General features: G+C 68.9%; 17 protein-coding genes and 3 tRNA genes. 7 read left to right on the forward strand and 13 right to left on the reverse strand.

What is annotated here, in order from left to right; genetic code table 11:
- Nucleotides 1–157: 157 nt before the first annotated feature.
- The 3 genes from GRI72_RS04155 to GRI72_RS04165 all read right to left on the reverse strand — a co-directional run bounded on the left by GRI72_RS04155 (nucleotide 158) and on the right by GRI72_RS04165 (nucleotide 3,635).
- Nucleotides 158–424 (reverse strand): acylphosphatase, encoded by a 267-nt coding sequence (locus GRI72_RS04155; protein WP_160732693.1) that lies wholly within the window; start codon nucleotides 422–424, stop codon nucleotides 158–160.
- Between the two features lie 77 nt (nucleotides 425–501).
- Nucleotides 502–2,181: an energy-dependent translational throttle protein EttA gene (gene ettA, locus GRI72_RS04160; RefSeq protein ID WP_160732694.1), complete on the reverse strand. Its 1,680-nt coding sequence runs from the start codon at nucleotides 2,179–2,181 to the stop codon at nucleotides 502–504.
- 113 nt (nucleotides 2,182–2,294) lie between these two features.
- On the reverse strand, nucleotides 2,295–3,635 hold the full coding sequence (locus GRI72_RS04165; protein WP_160732695.1) for an MATE family efflux transporter: 1,341 nt from the start codon (nucleotides 3,633–3,635) through the stop codon (nucleotides 2,295–2,297).
- A gap of 182 nt (nucleotides 3,636–3,817) precedes the next feature.
- Here GRI72_RS04165 and dgcN point away from each other — a divergent pair, with 182 nt between their 5' ends.
- The 4 genes from dgcN (at nucleotide 3,818) to GRI72_RS04185 (ending at nucleotide 10,510) form a co-directional block, all read left to right on the forward strand.
- Nucleotides 3,818–4,855, forward strand: coding sequence for an N-acetyltransferase DgcN (gene dgcN / locus GRI72_RS04170; RefSeq protein WP_160732696.1), 1,038 nt, complete (start codon nucleotides 3,818–3,820; stop codon nucleotides 4,853–4,855).
- A complete protein-coding gene (gene dgcA / locus GRI72_RS04175; RefSeq protein WP_160732697.1) occupies nucleotides 4,813–5,802 on the forward strand; it encodes an N-acetyl-D-Glu racemase DgcA in 990 nt (329 codons plus the stop codon). Before dgcN ends, dgcA begins: the two co-directional genes overlap by 43 nt.
- Before the next feature lie 94 nt (nucleotides 5,803–5,896).
- Nucleotides 5,897–7,522, forward strand: coding sequence for an N-acyl-D-amino-acid deacylase family protein (locus GRI72_RS04180; protein WP_160732698.1), 1,626 nt, complete (start codon nucleotides 5,897–5,899; stop codon nucleotides 7,520–7,522).
- Between the two features lie 144 nt (nucleotides 7,523–7,666).
- Nucleotides 7,667–10,510, forward strand: coding sequence for a TonB-dependent receptor plug domain-containing protein (locus tag GRI72_RS04185; protein WP_237486783.1), 2,844 nt, complete (start codon nucleotides 7,667–7,669; stop codon nucleotides 10,508–10,510).
- Nucleotides 10,511–10,657: 147 nt separating this feature from the next.
- On the opposite strand, the gene GRI72_RS04190 is transcribed toward GRI72_RS04185, so the two are convergent.
- The 4 genes from GRI72_RS04190 to GRI72_RS04205 all read right to left on the reverse strand — a co-directional run bounded on the left by GRI72_RS04190 (nucleotide 10,658) and on the right by GRI72_RS04205 (nucleotide 13,696).
- A tRNA-Pro gene (locus tag GRI72_RS04190) sits at nucleotides 10,658–10,734 on the reverse strand.
- A 21-nt stretch (nucleotides 10,735–10,755) separates the two neighbouring features.
- Nucleotides 10,756–10,832 (reverse strand) — tRNA-Ile (locus GRI72_RS04195).
- 54 nt (nucleotides 10,833–10,886) lie between these two features.
- Nucleotides 10,887–11,885, reverse strand: coding sequence for a polysaccharide deacetylase family protein (locus tag GRI72_RS04200; protein ID WP_160732699.1), 999 nt, complete (start codon nucleotides 11,883–11,885; stop codon nucleotides 10,887–10,889).
- A 32-nt stretch (nucleotides 11,886–11,917) separates the two neighbouring features.
- The gene (locus GRI72_RS04205) at nucleotides 11,918–13,696 is read right to left on the reverse strand and encodes a histidine kinase dimerization/phospho-acceptor domain-containing protein (protein ID WP_160732700.1); all 1,779 of its coding nucleotides are present in this window, start codon (nucleotides 13,694–13,696) and stop codon (nucleotides 11,918–11,920) included.
- A 210-nt stretch (nucleotides 13,697–13,906) separates the two neighbouring features.
- On the opposite strand from GRI72_RS04205, the gene GRI72_RS04210 reads away from it, so the two are divergent.
- The 3 genes from GRI72_RS04210 (at nucleotide 13,907) to GRI72_RS04220 (ending at nucleotide 15,586) form a co-directional block, all read left to right on the forward strand.
- Nucleotides 13,907–14,371 carry an Lrp/AsnC family transcriptional regulator gene (locus GRI72_RS04210; RefSeq protein WP_160732701.1) on the forward strand — a complete coding sequence of 155 codons (465 nt, stop codon included), beginning with the start codon at nucleotides 13,907–13,909 and terminating at the stop codon, nucleotides 14,369–14,371.
- A gap of 129 nt (nucleotides 14,372–14,500) precedes the next feature.
- Nucleotides 14,501–15,001, forward strand: coding sequence for a tetratricopeptide repeat protein (locus tag GRI72_RS04215; protein WP_160732702.1), 501 nt, complete (start codon nucleotides 14,501–14,503; stop codon nucleotides 14,999–15,001).
- A gap of 78 nt (nucleotides 15,002–15,079) precedes the next feature.
- The gene (locus GRI72_RS04220; RefSeq protein ID WP_160732703.1) at nucleotides 15,080–15,586 is read left to right on the forward strand and encodes a hypothetical protein; all 507 of its coding nucleotides are present in this window, start codon (nucleotides 15,080–15,082) and stop codon (nucleotides 15,584–15,586) included.
- 72 nt (nucleotides 15,587–15,658) lie between these two features.
- Here GRI72_RS04220 and accC read toward each other — a convergent pair whose 3' ends face one another.
- From accC to GRI72_RS04250, 6 genes are all read right to left on the reverse strand, one after another.
- Nucleotides 15,659–17,020 carry an acetyl-CoA carboxylase biotin carboxylase subunit gene (accC, locus tag GRI72_RS04225; RefSeq protein ID WP_160732704.1) on the reverse strand — a complete coding sequence of 454 codons (1,362 nt, stop codon included), beginning with the start codon at nucleotides 17,018–17,020 and terminating at the stop codon, nucleotides 15,659–15,661.
- An 8-nt stretch (nucleotides 17,021–17,028) separates the two neighbouring features.
- Nucleotides 17,029–17,526, reverse strand: coding sequence for an acetyl-CoA carboxylase biotin carboxyl carrier protein (gene accB, locus GRI72_RS04230; RefSeq protein ID WP_160732705.1), 498 nt, complete (start codon nucleotides 17,524–17,526; stop codon nucleotides 17,029–17,031).
- 79 nt (nucleotides 17,527–17,605) lie between these two features.
- Nucleotides 17,606–18,040: a type II 3-dehydroquinate dehydratase gene (locus GRI72_RS04235; RefSeq protein WP_160733212.1), complete on the reverse strand. Its 435-nt coding sequence runs from the start codon at nucleotides 18,038–18,040 to the stop codon at nucleotides 17,606–17,608.
- Between the two features lie 38 nt (nucleotides 18,041–18,078).
- Entirely contained in the window at nucleotides 18,079–18,492 is a 414-nt protein-coding gene (locus tag GRI72_RS04240) for a holin family protein (RefSeq protein ID WP_160732706.1), read from the reverse strand.
- A 111-nt stretch (nucleotides 18,493–18,603) separates the two neighbouring features.
- Complete coding sequence (locus GRI72_RS04245) at nucleotides 18,604–19,497, reverse strand: HpcH/HpaI aldolase/citrate lyase family protein (RefSeq protein WP_237486785.1); 894 nt, start codon at nucleotides 19,495–19,497, stop codon at nucleotides 18,604–18,606.
- 89 nt (nucleotides 19,498–19,586) lie between these two features.
- Nucleotides 19,587–19,663, reverse strand: a tRNA-Pro gene (locus GRI72_RS04250).
- Between the last annotated feature and the right edge of the window lie 38 nt (nucleotides 19,664–19,701).

Here is a 19,701-nt window from a genome sequence, read left to right on the forward strand (position 1 = left end):
CAGGCGATAAAAGCCCGCCCGCCCGCCCGCCGGCGCGCGAGGCGGCCGCGATGGCCCGTCGCGGGGCGGACGGCTGCCGGTGAAGGCGGTAAGGGGAAGGTGCAGGCATGGCCAGCGAGGCTAGACCGGCCGGCGCACTGTAGGAAAACGCTTTTTTCTAGCGGCGTTCGAAGCCCTCTATCGTCGCCGGCTCCGCCGCGGTCGCGGCGATCCGCTCCACCCGGGCGCGCGGCGGCCCATCGTGCATTTGCGCGATCATCCGTTCGACCGCCTCGGCCGGGCCCTGCAGGTGCGCCTCGACCGTGCCGTCGGCCAGGTTGCGGACCCAGCCGGCCAGGCCCAGCGCGCGGGCCGTGGCCACCGTCCAGTCGCGGTAGAACACGCCCTGGACCTTGCCGTGGACGACGAGATGGCGGGCGATCATCGGCGGGCCTTTCCTTTCCGACGCGCCTCGCGGCCCCGCCCGCCCCGCGGCATGCGCCGGGCGGGCGGGCGCGCGGCTCAGCGCGTCAGCTTCTTGTACGCGAGCCGGGTCGGCCGGTCCGCCGCATCGCCGAGGCGGCGGCGCTTGTCTTCCTCGTAAGCTTCGAAGTTGCCTTCGAACCATTCGACGTGGCTGTTGCCCTCGAACGCAAGGATATGGGTCGCCAGCCGGTCGAGGAAGAAGCGGTCGTGCGAGATGACCACGGCGCAGCCGGCGAAGTTCTCGATCGCCTCTTCCAGAGCGCCCAGCGTTTCGACGTCGAGGTCGTTGGTCGGTTCGTCGAGCAGCAGCACGTTGCCGCCCTGCTTGAGCATCTTGGCCATGTGCACGCGGTTGCGTTCGCCGCCCGAGAGCTTGCCGACGTTCTTCTGCTGGTCCTGCCCCTTGAAGTTGAACGCGCCGACATAGGCCCGCGTGCTCATGTCGTGACCGTTGACCTTCATGTAGTCGAGGCCGTCGGAAATCTCTTCCCACACGTTGTTCTTCGCGTTCAGGTCGTCGCGGCTCTGGTCCACGTAGCCCAGGCGCACGGTGTCGCCGACCTCGATCGTGCCGCTGTCGGGCGTCTCCTGGCCGGTGAGGATGCGGAACAGGGTGGACTTGCCGGCGCCGTTGGGGCCGATCACGCCGACGATCCCGCCCGGCGGCAGGGTGAAGCTGAGATCCTCGAACAGCAGCTTGTCGCCATAGGCCTTCGAGATGTTCTTCGCCTCGATCACCTTGCCGCCGAGCCGTTCGGGCACCTGGATGACGATCTGCGCCTTGCCCGGCTTGCGGTCCTGCTGCGCGTCCTGCAGCTGCTCGAACTTGCGGATACGCGCCTTGGACTTGGTCTGGCGCGCGCTGGGCGTCTGCCTGATCCATTCCAGCTCGCGGCTGAGCGCCTTCTGGCGGCCCGATTCCTCGCGGCTTTCCTGTTCGAGCCGCTTGGCCTTCTTTTCCAGGTACGTGGAGTAATTGCCTTCGTAGGGATAGTAGGACCCGCGATCGAGCTCGAGGATCCAGCCCACGACGTTGTCGAGGAAATAGCGGTCGTGGGTGATCATCAGCACCGCGCCGGCATATTCCTTCAGGTGGTTTTCCAGCCATTCGACGCTTTCGGCATCGAGGTGGTTGGTCGGCTCGTCCAGCAGCAGGATCGACGGCTTCTGGATCAGCAGGCGGGTCAGCGCGACGCGGCGCTTCTCACCGCCCGAAAGATCGGTCACCGGCCAGTCGCCCGGCGGGCAGCGCAGCGCCTCCATCGCGATTTCCAGCTGGTTGTCGAGCGTCCAGCCGTCGACCGCGTCGATCTTTTCCTGGAGGGTGCCCATCTCCTCCATCAGCGCGTCGAAATCGGTATCGTCCTTCGGGTCGCCCATCTCGGCGCTGATCGCGTTGAAGCGTTCGACCATGTCGGCCACTTCGCGCGCGCCGTCGCGCACGTTTTCCAGCACGGTCTTGCTTTCGTCGAGCTGCGGTTCCTGCGGCAGGTAGCCGACGGTGATGTTCTCGCCCGGCCAGGCCTCGCCGCTGAAATCGGTATCGATCCCGGCCATGATCTTCATCAGGGTGGACTTGCCCACGCCGTTCGGGCCGACGATGCCGATCTTCGCACCCTGGTAGAACTGCAGGTTGATGTTCGACAGCACCGGCTTGGGCGCACCGGGGAAAGTCTTGGTCATGTTCTTCATGACGAATGCGTATTGGGCGGCCATCAGTCGTCCTTCGGGAAATGATCGCGGGTGTTTCGGAATTGGCGGCCAGATAGGGCCTGCGGCGCGCGCGGGCAAGCTGCACGTGGACGCGGCCCCGCCGGGCCGGGAACGCGCTAGACCGGGCCGGCGAACCCGCGCCGCATCAGCGCGGGCAGCATGGCGGCCTGGAACGCGGCGCGCGCGGCGAGGAACAGCGTGAAGGCGAGCCACAGGCCCCAGTTGCCCTGCGGCCAGGCGAGCCACAGCGCCAGGACATAGACCGCGCTCGCCCCCAGCATCGAGAGGAGCAGCGCGCGCGTCCAGCTCGCGCCGACGAAGATCCCGTCGAACACGAACCCGGCGACCCCGGCGAAGGGGATCAGGACCAGCCAGATCGCCTGTTCCTGCGCCGCGCGGGCGACCGCGGGGGTCGCGGCGAAACTGGCCAGGACCGGGTCCGCCAGCAGCGCGAAACCGAGCGCGACCAGCGCCGCCGCGCCCATCCCGCGGACCAGGATCGCACGGATATAGGCGGTGAACCCGGCGCGGTCGTCGGCCCCGCGGCGCTCTCCGTTCAGGACCTGGGCCGCGTTCTCGAACCCGTCGAGCAGGAGCGCGGTGAAGACGAACATCTGGTAGAGGATGCCGTTGGCCGCCAGCACGACCGGCCCGCGCTCCGCGCTCAGGCGGGTGAGCGCGGCGAGCGCGATCATCAGCACGACGGTGCGCAGGAACAGGTCGCGGTTGACCGTCAGGAAAGGGCGCAGGCTGGCCCAGCGCAGCACCGCCTTCCCGCGCGCGGCGGCGAACAGGGCGGCCCCGTGGCTGCCGCGCGAAACGACGATGCCGAGCACGGCCAGCTTCGCGTATTCGGCGATGAAGCTGGACCAGCCGACCCCGGCGATACCCATGTCGAGATCGAGCACGAACCACAGCCCGAGCGCGACGTTGAGCAGGTTGTAGAGGACCTCGATCGCGAGGACCGCGCCCATCCGGCGCTGCCCGACGAGATAGCCGATCAGCGCGAGGTTGAGCATGACGCCGGGGGCCGACCAGTAACGGATATCGGCATATGTGCGCGCCGCGGCCAGGACCTCGCCGCGCGCGCCCAGCGCGTCGAGCAGGGCCGGCATCAGCAGCGGCTTGGCCAGCAGCAGCGCCCCCGCGATCGCCAGCGCGATCGTGCCCCCGCGCAGCAGGATCGCCGCCTGTTCCGCCGCGCCGCTGCGCGTGCCCGCCTGCGCGACGAGGCCGGTCGTGCCCATCTTGAGGAAGTTCATCACCGTGAACAGCATGGCGAACAGGCGCGCGCCGACATCGACCGCGCCCTGCGTCGCCGCGTCGTCGAGCCGGCCGACGATCCACATGTCGCCCAGGCCGATCAGCGCGGTCGCGACATTGGTCACCATCGCGGGCAGGGCTATGGCCCAGATCGCCCAGATCGCCCGGGAATCGAGCGTGAAGCGGCCGGGCACGGCGGGGGCGGGCGGATCGGCGGAAATGGGCCTTGCTCTCCTCTTGCCGGGCCGAACGCGCGCTTTCGCGATCGGCCCCGACACCATAGCCAACGGTTATAACCGGGCAGCCTTAAGCGATAGGACCGGTCCGGTGAAGGCTGCCAAGGTGCGTGCCTAGAGACCCAGCAACGGTAATCAAGATGATACGCGCACCTTATTTCCTCTACCTCGGATCGACCGCAGACCCGTTGTCGATCAAGACCTCGCGCGGGGTCGCCATGTTCCGTTCCGAAGCCTGCATCGGGGAATTCTCGCGCCCGCCCGGCAACCTCACGCTCGGCCTGCCGCGGATGGATTTCGCCGAGGCGGCCGCGGCCGGCGCGAAGACGCTGGTGCTCGGCGTGGCGAGCGCGGGCGGCGCGCTCAACGAAGAGCTGGTGCGCGATGCCGAGGCGGCGCTCGACGCGGGGCTCGACATCGCCGCCGGCCTCCACGGCCGCCTGCGCGACGTGCCCCGCCTGGTCGAGGCGGCGAAGCGCAACGGACGCGCGCTGATCGACGTGCGCGACCCGGCGTTCGACCTTGCGGTGGGCACCGGCCGCCCGCGTGCCGGGATGCGCCTGCTGACGGTCGGCACCGATTGCTCGGTCGGCAAGATGGTCACCACGCTGTGCCTCGAAAAGGCGATGCGCGCGCGCGGCTACCGCGCCGATTTCCGCGCCACCGGGCAGACGGGCATCCTGATCGCCGGATCGGGCGTGCCGCTCGACGCGGTGATCGCCGATTTCATCTCCGGCGCGATCGAACAGCTCTCGCCCGAGCGGCACGATGGCGGCTGGGACCTGATCGAGGGACAGGGATCGCTGTTCCACCCTTCGTTCGCGGGGGTTTCCACCGGCCTGCTGCACGGCGCGCAGCCCGATGCGATCGTGATCTGCCACGATCCGCTGCGCGAGCACATGCGCGGCCTGCCGCACTTCGGCGTGCCCGCGCTGGAAGACGCGATCGCCGCCAACCTGCAGGTCGCGCGCCTGACCAACCCGGCGGTGGTGCCGGTGGGCGTGGCGCTCAACACCTCCTCCCTCCCGGCGGACGAGGCGCGCGACTTGTGCGCGCGCACGGCGGACGCCACCGGGCTACCTTGCACCGACCCCTACGCGCATGGCGCGGACCCCATCGTAGACAGGATCGACGAATGCTTCGCCAGCTCTCTGCCCGGCACGTCCCGTTCCGCCTGAACCGGCCGTTCCGTATCTCGCGCGGGGTCAAGACCGCGGCGGATACGGTGCAGGTCGAGATCGCCGCGGGCGAGCATGTCGGGCGGGGCGAGAGCGTGCCCTATGCCCGCTACGGCGAATCGATCGAGAGCGTGCTGCGCCAGGTTGAGGCGGTGCGCGATGAGATCGAGCGCGGGGCCGGGCGCAATCGCCTGGTCGAGATCATGCCGCCGGGCGCCGCGCGCAACGCGCTGGACTGCGCGCTGTGGGACCTGGAGGCGCGCGTGGCCGGGCGGTCGATCACCGAAACGCTGGGCTGGGGGCCGCTGAAACCGGTGCCGACCGCGATGACGATCAGCCTCGACACGCCTGCCGCGATGGCGCGGGCGGCGGCGGCGATCAGCCGGGTGCCGCTGTTGAAGGTGAAGGTCGATGCCGAAAACCCCGTCGATGCCGTGCGCGCCGTGCGCGAGGCGGCGCCGGGTCCGCGGATGATCGTCGACCCGAACGAGAGCTGGACGATCGCGCAGCTGGCCGACTGGCAGGACGCCCTGGCGGAGCTGCGGGTGGACCTGCTGGAGCAGCCGCTGCCCGCCGACAGCGACGAGGCGCTGGAAGGCTTCGCGCGCCGGGTGCCGCTGGCGGCCGACGAATCGGGCCACGTGACCGGCGATCTCGCCCATCTCGCGCGGCGCTACGACGTGGTGAACATCAAGCTCGACAAGACCGGCGGGCTGACGACGGCGCTGGCGATGATGGAGGCGGCGCGGCAAGTCGATATCCGGCTGATGATCGGCTGCATGGTTTCCAGTTCGCTGTCGATCATGCCGGCGATGATCGTGGCGCAGCATTGCGGCTTCGTCGATCTCGACGGGCCGACCTGGCTGGCGGAGGACATGCCGGGCGGGGTGAGCGAGACGGGCGGCGTGATGGCGCCCGCCGAACGCGGATTCTGGGGCGAGATATAGACTACGGTTATATCCTGCGCTGCGAATATGATCGCCGGGGGTGTTCCCGCGAGAGGCCGCTTTCGCAATACTGCTGTAACAAACGGAGGGCGGGATGAGAGTTACGCAAGCGAAGTTCGCAGGCAGGATCGCCGGGCTGATGGGCGCCGCGCTGGTTCTGGCCGCGCCCGCCGCCGCGCAGGACGCGGCGGTGCGGGCCGGTGAGGTGCAGGCCGGGGCCGATATCCTGATCACCGGCGGCACGATCTATCCGGGCGGTGCCGATCCCTTCACCGGCGACATCGCGATCGCCGGCGACCGGATCGTCTATGCCGGCCCGCGCTACCCCCACGCCGCGCAGCGGACCATTTCGGCCGACGGCATGATCGTCGCCCCGGGTTTCATCGATCCGCACACCCATGCCGACAGCGCCCTGATGTCGCGCATCCCGGCCGCGCGGCTGGTCCTGCCGTTCATCACCCAGGGCGTGACGACCGCGTTCATCGGCGTGGACGGTCGCGGCGATCCCGATGTCGCGGCCACGTTCGGCAGGGATAGCGGGCGCGATTACGGCGTCAATTTCGCCACGTACGTCGGCCTCGGCGCCTTGCGCGGCGAAGTGATCGGCAGCGACGACCGCGCCCCGACCGAAGACGAGCTGGCCGAAATGGCCGCCCTGACGCACCAGGCGATGTGCGAGGGCGCGCTGGGTCTTTCGACCGGGCTGTTCTACGCCCCGCAAAGCTATGCCGAGGAAGGCGAAGTCGTCACCCTGGCGAAAGTCGCCGCGCGCCACGGCGGGATCTACGACAGCCATATCCGCGACGAATCGAGCTACACGATCGGCCTGGCCGGCGCGGTGGCCGAGGCGATCGACATCGGCAAGCAGGCCGACATCCCGGTCCACATCGCGCATATCAAGGCGCTGGGCGTGGACGTTCACGGCCAGGCGGGCGCGGTGATCGAGGCGGTCGAGGCCGCCCGCGCCGAAGGGCAGGTGGTCCATGCCGACCAGTACCCCTGGCCCGCCTCGGGCACCGGGCTTTCGGCCGCGCTGATGCCGCGCTGGGCGCAGGACGGCGGGCGCGAGGCCATGCTCGCCCGCTTCGACGACCCGGCGCAGATGGCGCGCATCCGCACCGAGATGGCGGAGAACATGCGCCGCCGCGGCGGGCCCGCCTCGCTGCTGATCACCCGCGGCCCGGCCGACGTGCTGGGCAAGACGCTGGAAGACCTCGCTCCCGCGGCCGGCGGCGACCCGGTGCAGGCGGCGATCGACGTCCTGCGCCGTTCGGAAGCCGGCGTTGCCTCGTTCAACCAGGACGAGGCGGACATCGCGGCCTTCATGGTGCGGCCCTGGGTCATGACCAGTTCCGACGCGTCGGCCGGGCACCCGCGCTATTACGCCAGCTATGCGCGCAAGTACGACACTTACGTGCGCGAACGGCAGGTGATCGACCTCAGGCAGTTCATCGACCAGAGCACGATCGTGCCCGCCCGGGCCTTTTCGATCGAAGGGCGCGGCAGCTTGCGCGAAGGCGCCTTCGCCGACGTCGTGGTCTTCGATCCTGAGAACTACGCCCCGCGCGCCGACTTCCTCGAGCCGACGCTGTTTTCCACCGGCGTGCAGACGGTGGTGATCAACGGCGTTGTCGCGCTGGAGGACGGCGCGCCGACCGGCAAGGCGGCGGGGCGCCCGCTTCCGCGACGATCGCGCAGCGCCGACTGCCCGGCGCCGTAGGGCAGCGGCGGGAATACCTCGCCGCGAAAAGGCGGCGATCCACCGGAGGATGCACGAAACCCGCCCGGCAAGAGGCGGAGCGGAAAGGCCGAAAAAGCCTGGCGCCCGAGGCCGTGCGCGAGGCCCATATCGAAGGGAACGAACATGACGGGAAAACTGATCACTTCGCACATCGCACTGGCGGGCAGCCTCCTGTGCGCATCGATGGCCCAGGCGCAGGACGCCGCCCCGCCGGCCGAGGCGGCCCCCGGCGAGGACACGCAGGCGGCGGGGACGGGCGAAGGCCTGATCGTCGTCACCGGGTCGCGCATCCAGCGCGACGGCTACAATGCGCCGACCCCGCTGACCGTGCTCCAGACCGAGGACATCGAGGCGACGGCCCCGGCCAATATCGCCGATTTCGTGAACCAGATCCCCTCGGTCATCGGCAGCGCGACCCCGGCCAGTTCGAACCTGTCGATGAGCGCGGGCACGTCGGGCCTCAACACGATCAACTTGCGCGGCCTCGGCACCAATCGCACGCTCGTGCTGCTCAACGGGCAGCGGTCGGTCGGCTCGGCGCTGGGCGGCCAGGTTGACGTGAACACCTTTCCCCAGGGCCTGATCTCCGGGGTCGAAGTGGTCACCGGCGGCGCCTCGGCGGCTTACGGGTCCGATGCCGTCACCGGCGTCGTGAACTTCATCCTCGACGAGGATTTCACCGGCCTCAAGGCCGGGGCCGAAGCGGGCATCACGACGTATGGCGATGCGCCCAACTACCGGCTCGACCTGACGTTCGGCACGCCCTTCGCCGACGGGCGCGGCCATATCCTGCTGAACGGCGAACTGGCGGTGAAGGACGGGCTGCACGGCGTGCCGCGCGACTGGAACGACAAGGGCTGGTACCAGATCACCAACCCGGCATATGCGCCCGGCAATGGCGAGCCCGAGCGGCTGATCGTCGACCAGGTCGGGCTCGGCCTCGCGACGCCGGGCGGGCTGATCACCGATGGCCCCCTGCGCGGCCTCTACTTCGGGCAGGGCGGCGCGATCGGCCAGTTCGATTTCGGCACGGTCGCCAATCCGTGGATCATCGGCGGGGACTGGGCCATGACCCAGGTGAACGACACCCAGTCGCTGGATCCGGAAGAAAACCGCAAGAGCATCTTCGGCCGGATCAGCTACGAAGTCGCGCCCTGGCTCAACGTCTTCGCGCAGGGCAGCTATGCACGCTCGGTCAACCAGGGGCAGCTCGGCATCCACCGCAACCAGGGCAATGTCACGATCCAGGCGGACAATGCCTTCCTGCCCGAGGAAGTGCGCAGCGCGCTGCTGGCCGCCGGCGAAACCTCTTTCCGCTTCGGCACGACCAACGCCGATCTGGGCATTCGCACCAATCGCACCACGCGCGGGGTCCAGCGCTACGTCGTCGGGGCCAATGGCGAATTTCCGCTGTTCGCCGATTACGCCCGCTGGGACGTCTATTACCAGAAGGGCATCGCCAATACGCGTGAAGAGGCGCTGGGCATTGCCAACAACACGCGCTTCGCGCTGGCGACCGACGCGGTCTTCGCCCCGGCGGGCAATGCCCTGGGCGTGGCCCAGGGCACGATCGTGTGCCGTTCGAGCCTGACCGATACCGACAACGGCTGCGTTCCGCTCAACCGTTTCGGCGTCGGCGTGGCCGATCCCGCGGCGCTCGACTGGATCCTCGGCGATCTCTACCGCAAGCAGCGGTTCGAGCAGAACGTGGTCGCCGCCAACCTCTCGTTCACCGCCTTCGACCTGCCTGCCGGGCCCCTGTCGGTCGCGATCGGCGGCGAGCACCGGACCGAGGAAGTCTCCGGCTATGTCGAGGACCGGTACCAGTCGGGCTGGTTCACCGGCAATTACCTGCCCAGCTTCGGCGATTACTCGGTGACCGAGGGGTACATCGAAGTCCTCGCCCCGGTCTTCGACGGGTTCGACGTGAACGGCGCGATCCGCGCGACCGACTATTCGACCAGCGGCTATGTCACCACCTGGAAGCTGGGGGCAACGTTCGAGCCGATCGACGGGCTGCGTTTCCGTGCCACCCGCTCGCGCGATATCCGCGCGCCCAACCTGGCGGAGCTGTTCACTGCCGGCTCGACGCGGACCAACACCGTGCTCGATCCGTTCAACAACAACCAGTCCACCCCCTTCGCCGGCACGAGCACGGGCAACCCGCGGCTCGAACCGGAAAAGGCCGATCAGTGGGGCGTGGGGGTCGTCGTCCAGCCGCGCTTCTTCCCGGGCTTTTCCGCCTCGGTCGATTACTACGACATCAAGATCAAGGACGCGATCGACTCGCTCGACGCCCAGACGATCATCGACCGGTGTCACGAAGGGGTCAGCGAATACTGCGCGGCGATCGTGCGCGGGCCGAACGATTTCGGCACCAACCTGCAGATTTTCGAAAGCCCGTTCAACTTCGCATCGCAGCGGGCCCGCGGCCTCGATTTCGAGACGTCCTATCGCACCGACCTGGGGGCCGGGGCGCTCACCCTGCGGGGCATTGCCACGCTCTACCTCGAAAACACGGTGGACAACGGGATCGACCCGGCGATCGATATCGTCGGCGAGAACACCGCCTACGGCAATCCGGAGTTCGTCTATCGCATGATCGCGAGCTATGCCGACGGGCCGCTGCGCCTGAACCTGATCGGCCGCGGCATCAGTTCGGGCACCTACGACAACAGCTTCGTCGAATGCACGTCCGGCTGCCCCGAATCCTCGGCCACGGCGCGCACGATCAACACCAACCACATCGACGGCGCGTTCTACCTCGATGCCTCGGTCTATCACGACTTCAGCCTCGGCATGTCCGAACTCAGCCTGTTCTTCGCGGTCAGCAACCTGCTGGACAAGGACCCGCCGGTGGTCGGCTCCGGCCCGGCCGGCAGCGCCTATGCCACGCCGGCGACCAACCAGTCGCTGTTCGACCTGCTGGGCCGCACGTTCCGGATCGGCGCGACGATCGCGTTCTGACCTGCCGGGAAAGACTATCCCTGCCTGGGGGGCGGCTTGGCCGCCCCCTTCTTTTTGCGCGCCGCCGGGCGCAGCGCTGCGGGCGCTCCCGGCAGGAGCCGGTGCGGTGCGGGGAAGGCCGGGGAAAATGATGGTCGGGGGAAATGCTGGTCGGGGAGACAGGATTCGAACCTGCGACATCTTGCTCCCAAAGCAAGCGCGCTACCGGACTGCGCCACTCCCCGACCGACGGTTGCCGCGGTACCTGGTGGGCCCGGCAGGACTCGAACCCGCGACCTAGCCGTTATGAGCGGCCAGCTCTAACCAACTGAGCTACAGGCCCCCGGGTACCGTTCGGCGCCGGCGGACTAGCCCGCGGCGCGTCGGCGCGCAAGCGTCAGGCGACGACCGCCTGCATGATCTCCGCCACCGTGGTCGGGCGGATGTCGTGCCGGGCGAGATAGGCGAAGACCGCGCGGAACCAGTCGTAGAGCGCGTCGAGGTCGTCGTCGGTCTCGACATAGGGCGTGTGGCCGAGCGCGAGCGAGGGGCTGTGGAACGACAGCACGATCAGCGGCAGCCCGTCGTCGATCGCCATGTCGAGCCCGCGGATCGCGTCGTCCACCGTGGTCCCTTCCGGCGTCAGCGGGATGCGTTCGAGCAGGCCCAGCCGCGCGGCGATCCCGCGCATGCGCGGCATTCGCGAGAGGGCGGGGTAGAGCAGGCGCCCCTGCCGCCGCAACATGCCCCAGTAGACCGTCGTCAGCGGCAGCTCGAGGACCGACATCTCCCCGTCGAGCCAGAAGGGCTCGAGCGGATAGGCGGCGTAGTCCGGCCCGTGCCCGGCGCGGTAATCGAACAGCGGGCGGAACGAGGTGTCCACCCCGACCCCGGCCTCGCGCAGGAGCTGCGTGGTCGCGGAGCCGAAGCCGTAGCGCCCGGCGCGGTAGAGCTGGGGATTGGTGCCGAAATTCTTCGCGATGGCGTCGCGCAGTTGCAGGAACTTGGCCCGCTCCAGGTCCGGCGGCAGGTTGCCGGCATAGGAATTGCGCTCGTCCACGTCCTCGTCGAACGGCGGATTGACCCAGGGGTGCAGCTGTATCCCGACTTCGGCCGTGCCGCGGGCGATGGCATCGCCCAGGATGTCCTTGGCGACGGTCGAATTGGCGATCGGCCAGTCCACGAGGTAACTCGGCACGATCCCCTGCGCCTCGCAGAACTCCTGGAAATTGCGCAGGCGCGGGACGTGGCGCAGCCCGTGCCGGTCGCGGGTGAAGGGGCCGCCCCAGTCGAATTCCTCCTCCGTATCGACGGTCAGCAGGACCCTGCGGCCGAATTCGGGCGCGAAACGGGCGCGGGGGCCGGCGGGGGGGAGGGAATAGACGGGCTTGTTCAAGGCGCTGTTTCTCCAGCGGAAATCCGCAGCGATCAGCGCGCTTCGGGGGTTCGCTTCTGCTCGCGCTCGGTCATGGCGCTAGAATCGCGGCCCGACGCGGTCAAGAGCGGCAGCGCCAGGCGCAGCGTGTCGTCCACACGTTGCAGGTCCCCGCCGGCGAGACCCGCCTCGGCCCGGACCAGGCGGAGCGCGAACCCGGCGCCGAACATGCCCGCGCTCAGCGCGCCCTGGCTGGCCTGCGGCACCGCGGCGAAGACATCCTCTTCCGCCGCCAGGCTCGCCGGGAGCCCCGCGTCGAGCCGCATGACCCCGCTCTCGCCGGACAGCGACAGCGCGACCGTCTCCCCCGCACCCAGCGCGGTGGCGAGCGTGGCGAGAAAGCGCCAGGCAAGCGCCTCCCCCTCGCGCAGGGCGAGCGGCACGATCGCCGGGCCGGCGGGAATGTCCAGCTCGAACCCGGAAAGGCGCGGCGCCAGCACGCTTTCCAGCTGCTTCGCCAGCCCGCGGCAGAGGCGGGCGAAGTCGCATTCCCCCTCTGCCGGTTCGAGCGCGCCGGTCTCGATCCGCGCCAGGCGGTCGAGCTCGTCGAACCCGGCCAGCATCCGCGCGGCATCGCCGGCGATATTCGCGGCCAGCGCCCGGTATTCGTGCGGCACCTCGCCGAAGACCTGCTGCTGGATGACCTCGGCGAAGCCCTGGATCGCATTGACCGGCGTGCGCAACTCGTGGAGCAACTGGCGGATGCGGTCGCTCTCGCCCCCCGGGTCGGCCCCCGTGTTGCCCCCCGTGTTGCCCGACCCGCCGCCCCTTGCGGCCCCGGGGGCGCATTGGAGGGCCGGGCGCCGGAACTTCCCCGCGAGGCCGTAGAAATGGCCGCCGGGGGCGGCGAAGCGCGGCGCGGCATCGACGATCCATTCGCCCGCGACCGGCTCCGCGCCGCGCAGCGCGATCCGCGCGCCGTCCAGCCGCTGCCAGGTGCGCAGCGCGCGGCGCGCGGCCTCGCCGGAAAGGCGCGTACCGACGACCATCGGGGCGACGCCCGGCTCGGCCCAGTCGATCCGCCCGGCGGCATCGGTCGTGAAGGCGAAACCGCGCAGCGGCGGCAGGTCGCCTTCGTCCTCTTCGTCCAGAGGCAGGCGCGGGGATGGATCGGCCGCGGGCTTTTCCGAGCGGGCGCGCTGGAACGCCTCGATCCGCCGGACGAGCGCGCCGATCGCGGTTTCCTCGTCCGCGTCGGGCGCGCCCTCGTCGTTGGCCGGCGTGGCGACGAAAGCGCGCTCGGCAGTCGATTCAATGCCTTCGGCCGCAGAAGGCGGCGCCGGTTGCGGCGCGCGAGCCTCCGCCACCGTCTCGTCCGCCTCCGCGGGCCCGGGAAGGGGCAGGCCGCGATCGTGGATGCCCAGCCGCTCGAGCAGCTCGACCGCGCCGGGCGGCAGGTCGCGCCGCAGCCGCAGGAACCCGCGCGCGCGCACCGGCAGGCGCGGGATCAGCGCTTCCCAGTCTTCTTCGACCAGGTCGGCCCGCGACAGCGCGGCGGCGGCCACTTCGGGTTCGTCTTCCGCCAGGTGGGCCGCCAGTTCGGGGTTGCGGAAGTGCCAGCCGCGATCGCGAATCATCGCCGCCCGTTCGCCCGGGGGGATAGCCTCGCCCAGCGCGCCGAGGCGCAGCCAGGCGGCCGACGTCAGCCCGCGCTCGAAACCGCCGCGCCGCGCACCCAGCAGGTCGAGCAACTGCCGGAACTGCGTACGCGCCGCGCGCCCGCTGCCCGCGCGGTGGCGCAACACTGTGGCGAGGCGGTCGTCGAACTGCATGGATCTCCGAAACGGCATAGGCCCTTGCCAGGGCCCCGTGAACGCATCGTTCTAGCAGTTTCCACCACTACGGGCATGGCGCCGCAGACTGCGTTGCAAAGCGGGACAATTGCTGGCAAGGCTAATAATATTAGGCAGCGAGCAATAGCCGCGCCGTTTAGTTGCAGAAGGGGTCGCGCGCATTGCGCGGCAGACGTGGGGGCACCCGCAATGGCGAATCTGGACGAGATCGATCGGCGCCTGCTGGCCGAGTTGCAGAACGAAGGGCGCGTGACGAACGTGGAACTGGCGCATCGCGTCGGCCTGACCGCGCCCCCCTGCCTGCGCCGGGTCCGCGCGCTGGAAGAAGAAGGCGTGATCCGCGGCTACCACGCGGAGCTGGACGCATCGAAACTGGGCTTCGCGATCACCGTCTTCGCGATGGTGAGCCTGAAGAGCCAGGCCGAAGATGCGCTGCGCGAGTTCGAAACGCACATGCAGGAACTGGCCGAAGTGCGCGAAGTCCACATGCTCAACGGCGAGATCGACTTCATCCTCAAGATCGTCAGCCGCGACCTGCAGAGTTTCCAGGAATTCCTGACCAGCAAGCTGACCCCGGCCCCCAACGTGGCCAGCGTGAAGACCAGCCTGACGATCCGGACCAGCAAGCACGAACCGGGCGTTCCGCTGGAGTAGTCCTTTCCCCAAGTCGTTGGAGAGTTGAGCGACTGGAATCGCCTCGACTTGCAATAATCGGGCGCCGAATAGCCGATTTGACCACGATCATCGTACATGGCACTCTCTACTCGATTTATGGAGGCTGCCATGCGCATTTCCCTTTCGTTGACTTGTCTTCCCTGTCTCCTCGCAGCCAGCCTTCCGGTGGCCGCGAAGGCCGAGCCTTCGCTCTCCGGATTGATCAATGAGAGTCGTCCGGGCGATGCGACGATCAGTTATTCCGGTGGCGATACCGATCGCGGCATGGTGATCGCCAAGCTGCGCCAACGCGAATTTGCCGAGGCAGTACCCCTGCTGCTGAAACTGGCCGATGCCGGTGAGAGTTGGGCAATGCGCGAGCTCGGCTGGCTTTATGCCGAAGGCAACGGCGTGCCGGTCGATTCCGCCAGGGCTCTCGGGTGGTTCTACGAAGCCGCAGTCATCGGGGACAGTCGTTCGATGCTGCTCGTCGGCGTGGCGTTTTCCCGGGGATGGGGCGTCGATCCCGATCAGGGGCTGGCCGCCTTCTGGCTGGCAAAGGCGCGCGATTCGGGGGACAGGCATGTCGCGGGCGCTGCTGCGGACGAACTGCGCCGGCTCGCAGCCTGACGTTCCGGCCGGCAGGCACGAACCGGGCGTTTCGCTGGAATGACGGCGCTGGAATGACGGCGATTGCCGGATCGCTTGATGAAGCCCAGCGATGACATGCCGATGAAGCGGGCGAGGATCGTTGCTGGAGTTGCCGCATTCGCGGCAGCCGGCTGCGCCGCTTTGACCGGGGCGGGGCCCGGCAGTTCCGCGCGGGATTGTTTCGACGCCCTGGTGCTCGCCGAAGTTGTCGGCCAGGTTCCGGGCGATTTCCCCGATCCCGAATACAACGGCCATGTAATGTCTTGGCCGTACTTCATAGACCTGCGGATCGAGCGCGTCGTTGCAGGTCAGATCATCGATGGAGAGATCGCCGCTCTTTCTGTCCAGCACAGTTATTGGCGCGACGATCTTGGAACAAGGAAGTGGTGGCTGCGGCGCAACGCCCAGGGCACCTACAACATCTTGCGGATCGAAGGCGGCGCCCGGCCGGGGATGTGCCCGGCAGGCGAGGCGCCAGCCCCCGCATACCTGACGCCCGGCCCGGGGCAGACGCTCGACGACCTCAGGAAGGCCGCGGAGCAGCGCCACGGGAGCCGGCCATGAGTCGCCCGACCGATCGCGGCGATCTTCCCCGCTCGCGCCTCCTGCCGCGGAAACGGGGCGGATTCTTGTCCGTCACGCCTGGCTGTCGGCGCTGCGTTCCTTCAGCCATTGTTCCAGCCACTTGATCGAATAGTCGCCGCTCAGCACGTCGGGCTGCTTGATCAGTTCCTGATGGAGCGGGATCGAGGTCTTCACGCCCTCGACCACCATTTCCTCCAGCGCGCGACGCAGGCGCATGATGCACCGTTCGCGGTTGCGGCCGTAGACGATCAGCTTGGCGATCATCGAATCGTAATAGGGCGGGATGCGATAGCCGGCGTAGAGCCCGCTATCGACGCGCACGTGCATGCCGCCCGCGGCGTGATAGTAGTTCACCGTGCCCGGCGAGGGGGCGAAGGTCCACGGGTCTTCCGCGTTCAGGCGGCATTCGATCGCGTGGCCGGTGAAGGTGATCTCGTCCTGAGTGACCGACAGGTCCTTGCCGTCGGCGATGCGGATCTGTTCGCGCACCAGGTCGATCCCGGTGATCATCTCGGTCACCGGGTGTTCGACCTGCAGGCGGGTGTTCATCTCGATGAAGTAGAACTCGCCGTCTTCCCACAGGAACTCGATCGTCCCGGCGCCGCGATAGCCCATGTCGGCCATCGCCTTCGCGCAGACACCGCCCATGCGATCGCGTTCTTCCGGCGTGATGACCGGGGAGGGCGCTTCCTCGAGCACTTTCTGGTGGCGCCGCTGGAGCGAGCAGTCGCGCTCGCCCAGGTGGATCGCGCCGCCGCGCCCGTCGCCGAACACCTGGAATTCGATGTGGCGCGGATTGCCGAGATACTTCTCGATATAGACGGTCGCATCGCCGAAGGCGGCCTTGGCCTCGCTCCCGGCCTGTTTCATCAGGCTTTCGAGCTGGTCCTCGCCCTCGCAGACCTTCATCCCGCGCCCGCCGCCGCCGCTGGCGGCCTTGATGATCACCGGATAGCCGATCTCGCGCGCGATCCGGCGCGCCTCGTCGTAATCGGAAACGGCGCCGTCGCTGCCGGGCACCAGCGGCAGGCCCAGCGCGCCGGCGGTGCGCTTCGCTTCCACCTTGTCGCCCATCGTGCGGATATGTTCGGGCTTGGGCCCGATCCACTTGATGTCGTGCGCCTCGACGATCTCGGCGAACTTGGCGTTTTCCGACAGGAAGCCGTAACCGGGGTGGATCGCGTCGGCCTGCGCGATCTCCGCCGCCGAGATGATGTTGGCGACGTTGAGATAGCTGTCGGTGGCGGGCGGCGGGCCGATGCACACGGCGTGGTCGGCCAGGCGCACGTGCATGGCGTCGGCATCGGCGGTCGAATGGACGGCGACGGTCTCGATGCCCATCTCGTGCGCCGCGCGGTGGATGCGAAGCGCGATTTCGCCGCGGTTGGCAATCAGGATTCGGGAAATGCCCACGGTTCGCCTCAGCCGATGACGACCAGCGGCTGGTCGAATTCGACCGGCTGCGCGTTGTCCACCAGGATCGCCTTGACCGTGCCGGCCTTGTCGGCGGTGATCGGGTTCATCACCTTCATCGCCTCGACGATCAGCAGGGTATCGCCCTGCTTCACGCTGTCGCCGACCTTGACGAAGGGATCGGCGCCCGGCTCCGCGGCGAGATAGACGGTGCCCACCATCGGCGATTTCAGCGCGCCGGCGTGATCGTCCGCCGCCGGGGCGGGGGCGGCCTCTGCCGCAGGGGCCGCGGCCGATGCAGCCGGGGCGGGGGCCGGTGCCGGCGGTGCGAAGGCGGCGGGCGCAGCGGCCATGCCGCCGCGCGACACGCGGACCTTGCGGTCGCCATCCTCGACCTCGATTTCGGTAAGCCCGGTGTCCGCAAGCATTTCGGCCAGCTCGCGGACCAGCGCGGTATCGACGTCCATGCCGGACTTGCGCCCGGCGCTGCCTTTGTTCTCGGCCATCAAACAACCCTTGTTCGTTTCGAGCGCCCGCCTATGCGCGGCTCGGCCCCGGCTGGCAAGGGGGGCGGCGGGCGCAAGGTTACAATTCCGCGACGGCATCCAGCGCGACGAGATAGGATCGCGCGCCCAGCCCCTTGACCGTGCGCGCCGCGGCCATGCCGACGTAGGACTGGTGGCGAAACGGCTCGCGCGTGGCGGGGTCGGACAAGTGCACCTCGATCACCGGGGTGCGGATCGCCCTGACCGCGTCGAGCAGCGCGATCGAGGTATGGGTATAGGCGGCTGGGTTGAGGAGGACCGCCCGCGCCCCTTCCGCCTGCGCCTCGTGCAGCCAGTCGACCAGCATCCCCTCGTGGTTGGTCTGGCGCATGTCGATCGCCAGGCCCAGTTCGCGGGCGCGGTCTTCCAGCATGGCGGCAATGTCGTCGAGCGTGTCCGAACCGTAGATCTCCGGTTCGCGCAGGCCCAGGAGATTGAGATTGGGCCCGTTGAGGACATAGACGGTATCGGTGATCGGAACGCTCATGCCGCTGCGCTTAGCGTGGCGGGCCCTCAGCTGTCGACGCCCTTCGCCTTTCCCCATTGCCGCGCGGCGGTATAGCCGAGGTAGCCGGTGCCGAAGAGCATGTAGAGCTCTTCGGGCAGGCCGCGCAGGTAGGCGGTGATCCCGCTGGCGATATTGCGCGCGGCAGCCGGGTCGAAGGCGGAGAGGACGCCCATCGGCAGGGCGAACAGCAGCAGGACATACATGACGTAGAGGAAGCTGGGCCGGGCGCGGCTGGTCCAGGGATCGCGCGCGTTCGCCTCGGCCACGATGGCCGAGAGGCGGGCCTCGATCTGGCGCAGTTCCTGCGTCCCCTCCAGCCGGAGCAGTTCCAGCTTGGCGCGGGCGCGCGCGTCCTTGTCGGGAATCACCTTGTCGATAATCGTCGAAAGCGGGGCGATGAGCGATTCGAGCAGGGGCATGACGCGATCTCCATGGGTGCGAGTCGCGCCATCAGATAACCATATCGGTTAGTGTAGGAAAATGCTTTTTCGCCCCCGGGTGCTTTATCGCCCTCAGGTGCTTTTTCTCCCTCAGGCCTCGAGGCCCGCGTCCGCCAGCAGGTTGTGCGCGAGCGCGAGGTGCGGCCGGTCGAGCATGGCCCCGTCCAGCCCGACCGTGCCCGCGCCGGGGTTCGCGGCGAAGGCCGCGATCACCTTGCGCGCATGGGCGATCTCCTCCTCGCCCGGGGTGAAGGCCGCGTTGATCACCTCGACTTGCGCCGGGTGGATCGCGAGCATCCCGCGATAGCCCTGGCCGCGCACGGTCCGCGCGCGTTCGCGCAAGCCCTCCAAGTCGCGGAAATCGGCCTGGATCGTCTCGATCGGTGCGACCCCGGCCGCCGCCGCGCCGAGCAGGCAGAGGCTGCGCGCCAGCTCGAACGTCGGCATGTAACGTCCGTCGGGCCCGAACTGGACGCGCGCGCCGAGCGCGGAGGACAGGTCCTCCGCGCCCCAGCTCATCGCGGCCAGCCGCGGCGCGCCCTCGTAGTCGCCGGTGCGGAACATCGCCCGCGGGGTCTCGGTCACCAGCGCGGCCACGCGGGTCTGCCCGGCGGCGATCCCGTGCGCGCTTTCCAGCCGCGAGAGATGGGCGTCGAGCGCCTCGACATCGGTGCGCCCTTCGGCCTTGGGCAGCATGATCCCACCCGGCGCGGCAGGCATGACGGCTTCGAGGTCGGCCAGCGTCTCGCCCCCCGACAGGGGATTGACCCTGACCCACAGCCGCCGCCGATCCTCGCGCGCGGCGAGGAAATCGCGCACCATCGCGCGCGCCGCCGGCTTGCTGTCGGGGGCGACCGAATCTTCCAGGTCGAGCAGGACGATATCGGCCGCGCCATCGGCGGCCTTGGCCATCTTGCGCTCGCTGTCGCCCGGGGCGAACAGCCACGATCGCATGCGGGGCAGGGCGGGGGTGGGCGCGCTCATCGGCAGATCCTCCTATGCCGCGCGCGCTAGGGGCGAAGCGGCAGGGGCGCAAGCCCCGGGAACGGTCTTCGATGTCGGAGGAATTCCACTGGTCGGGACGACTGGATTCGAACCAGCGACCCCCACACCCCCAGTGTGATGCGCTACCAGGCTGCGCTACGTCCCGTATCCAGTGGAGGGCGGCCCTATAGGGGGCGGGCCGGG

The organism is Pelagerythrobacter marinus, from assembly GCF_009827515.1.
GTDB lineage: Bacteria > Pseudomonadota > Alphaproteobacteria > Sphingomonadales > Sphingomonadaceae > Pelagerythrobacter > Pelagerythrobacter marinus.

Coding starts and splice junctions, on each gene's coding strand:
- GRI72_RS04155 (WP_160732693.1), bottom strand. CDS start 424: ATGATCGCCCGCCATCTCGTCGTCCACGGCAAGGTCCAGGGCGTGTTC.
- ettA (WP_160732694.1), bottom strand. CDS start 2,181: ATGGCCGCCCAATACGCATTCGTCATGAAGAACATGACCAAGACTTTC.
- dgcN (WP_160732696.1), top strand. CDS start 3,818: ATGATACGCGCACCTTATTTCCTCTACCTCGGATCGACCGCAGACCCG.
- dgcA (WP_160732697.1), top strand. CDS start 4,813: ATGCTTCGCCAGCTCTCTGCCCGGCACGTCCCGTTCCGCCTGAACCGG.
- GRI72_RS04180 (WP_160732698.1), top strand. CDS start 5,897: ATGAGAGTTACGCAAGCGAAGTTCGCAGGCAGGATCGCCGGGCTGATG.
- GRI72_RS04185 (WP_237486783.1), top strand. CDS start 7,667: ATGACGGGAAAACTGATCACTTCGCACATCGCACTGGCGGGCAGCCTC.
- GRI72_RS04205 (WP_160732700.1), bottom strand. CDS start 13,696: ATGCAGTTCGACGACCGCCTCGCCACAGTGTTGCGCCACCGCGCGGGC.
- GRI72_RS04210 (WP_160732701.1), top strand. CDS start 13,907: ATGGCGAATCTGGACGAGATCGATCGGCGCCTGCTGGCCGAGTTGCAG.
- GRI72_RS04215 (WP_160732702.1), top strand. CDS start 14,501: ATGCGCATTTCCCTTTCGTTGACTTGTCTTCCCTGTCTCCTCGCAGCC.
- GRI72_RS04220 (WP_160732703.1), top strand. CDS start 15,080: ATGAAGCCCAGCGATGACATGCCGATGAAGCGGGCGAGGATCGTTGCT.
- accB (WP_160732705.1), bottom strand. CDS start 17,526: ATGGCCGAGAACAAAGGCAGCGCCGGGCGCAAGTCCGGCATGGACGTC.
- GRI72_RS04240 (WP_160732706.1), bottom strand. CDS start 18,492: ATGCCCCTGCTCGAATCGCTCATCGCCCCGCTTTCGACGATTATCGAC.
- GRI72_RS04245 (WP_237486785.1), bottom strand. CDS start 19,497: ATGAGCGCGCCCACCCCCGCCCTGCCCCGCATGCGATCGTGGCTGTTC.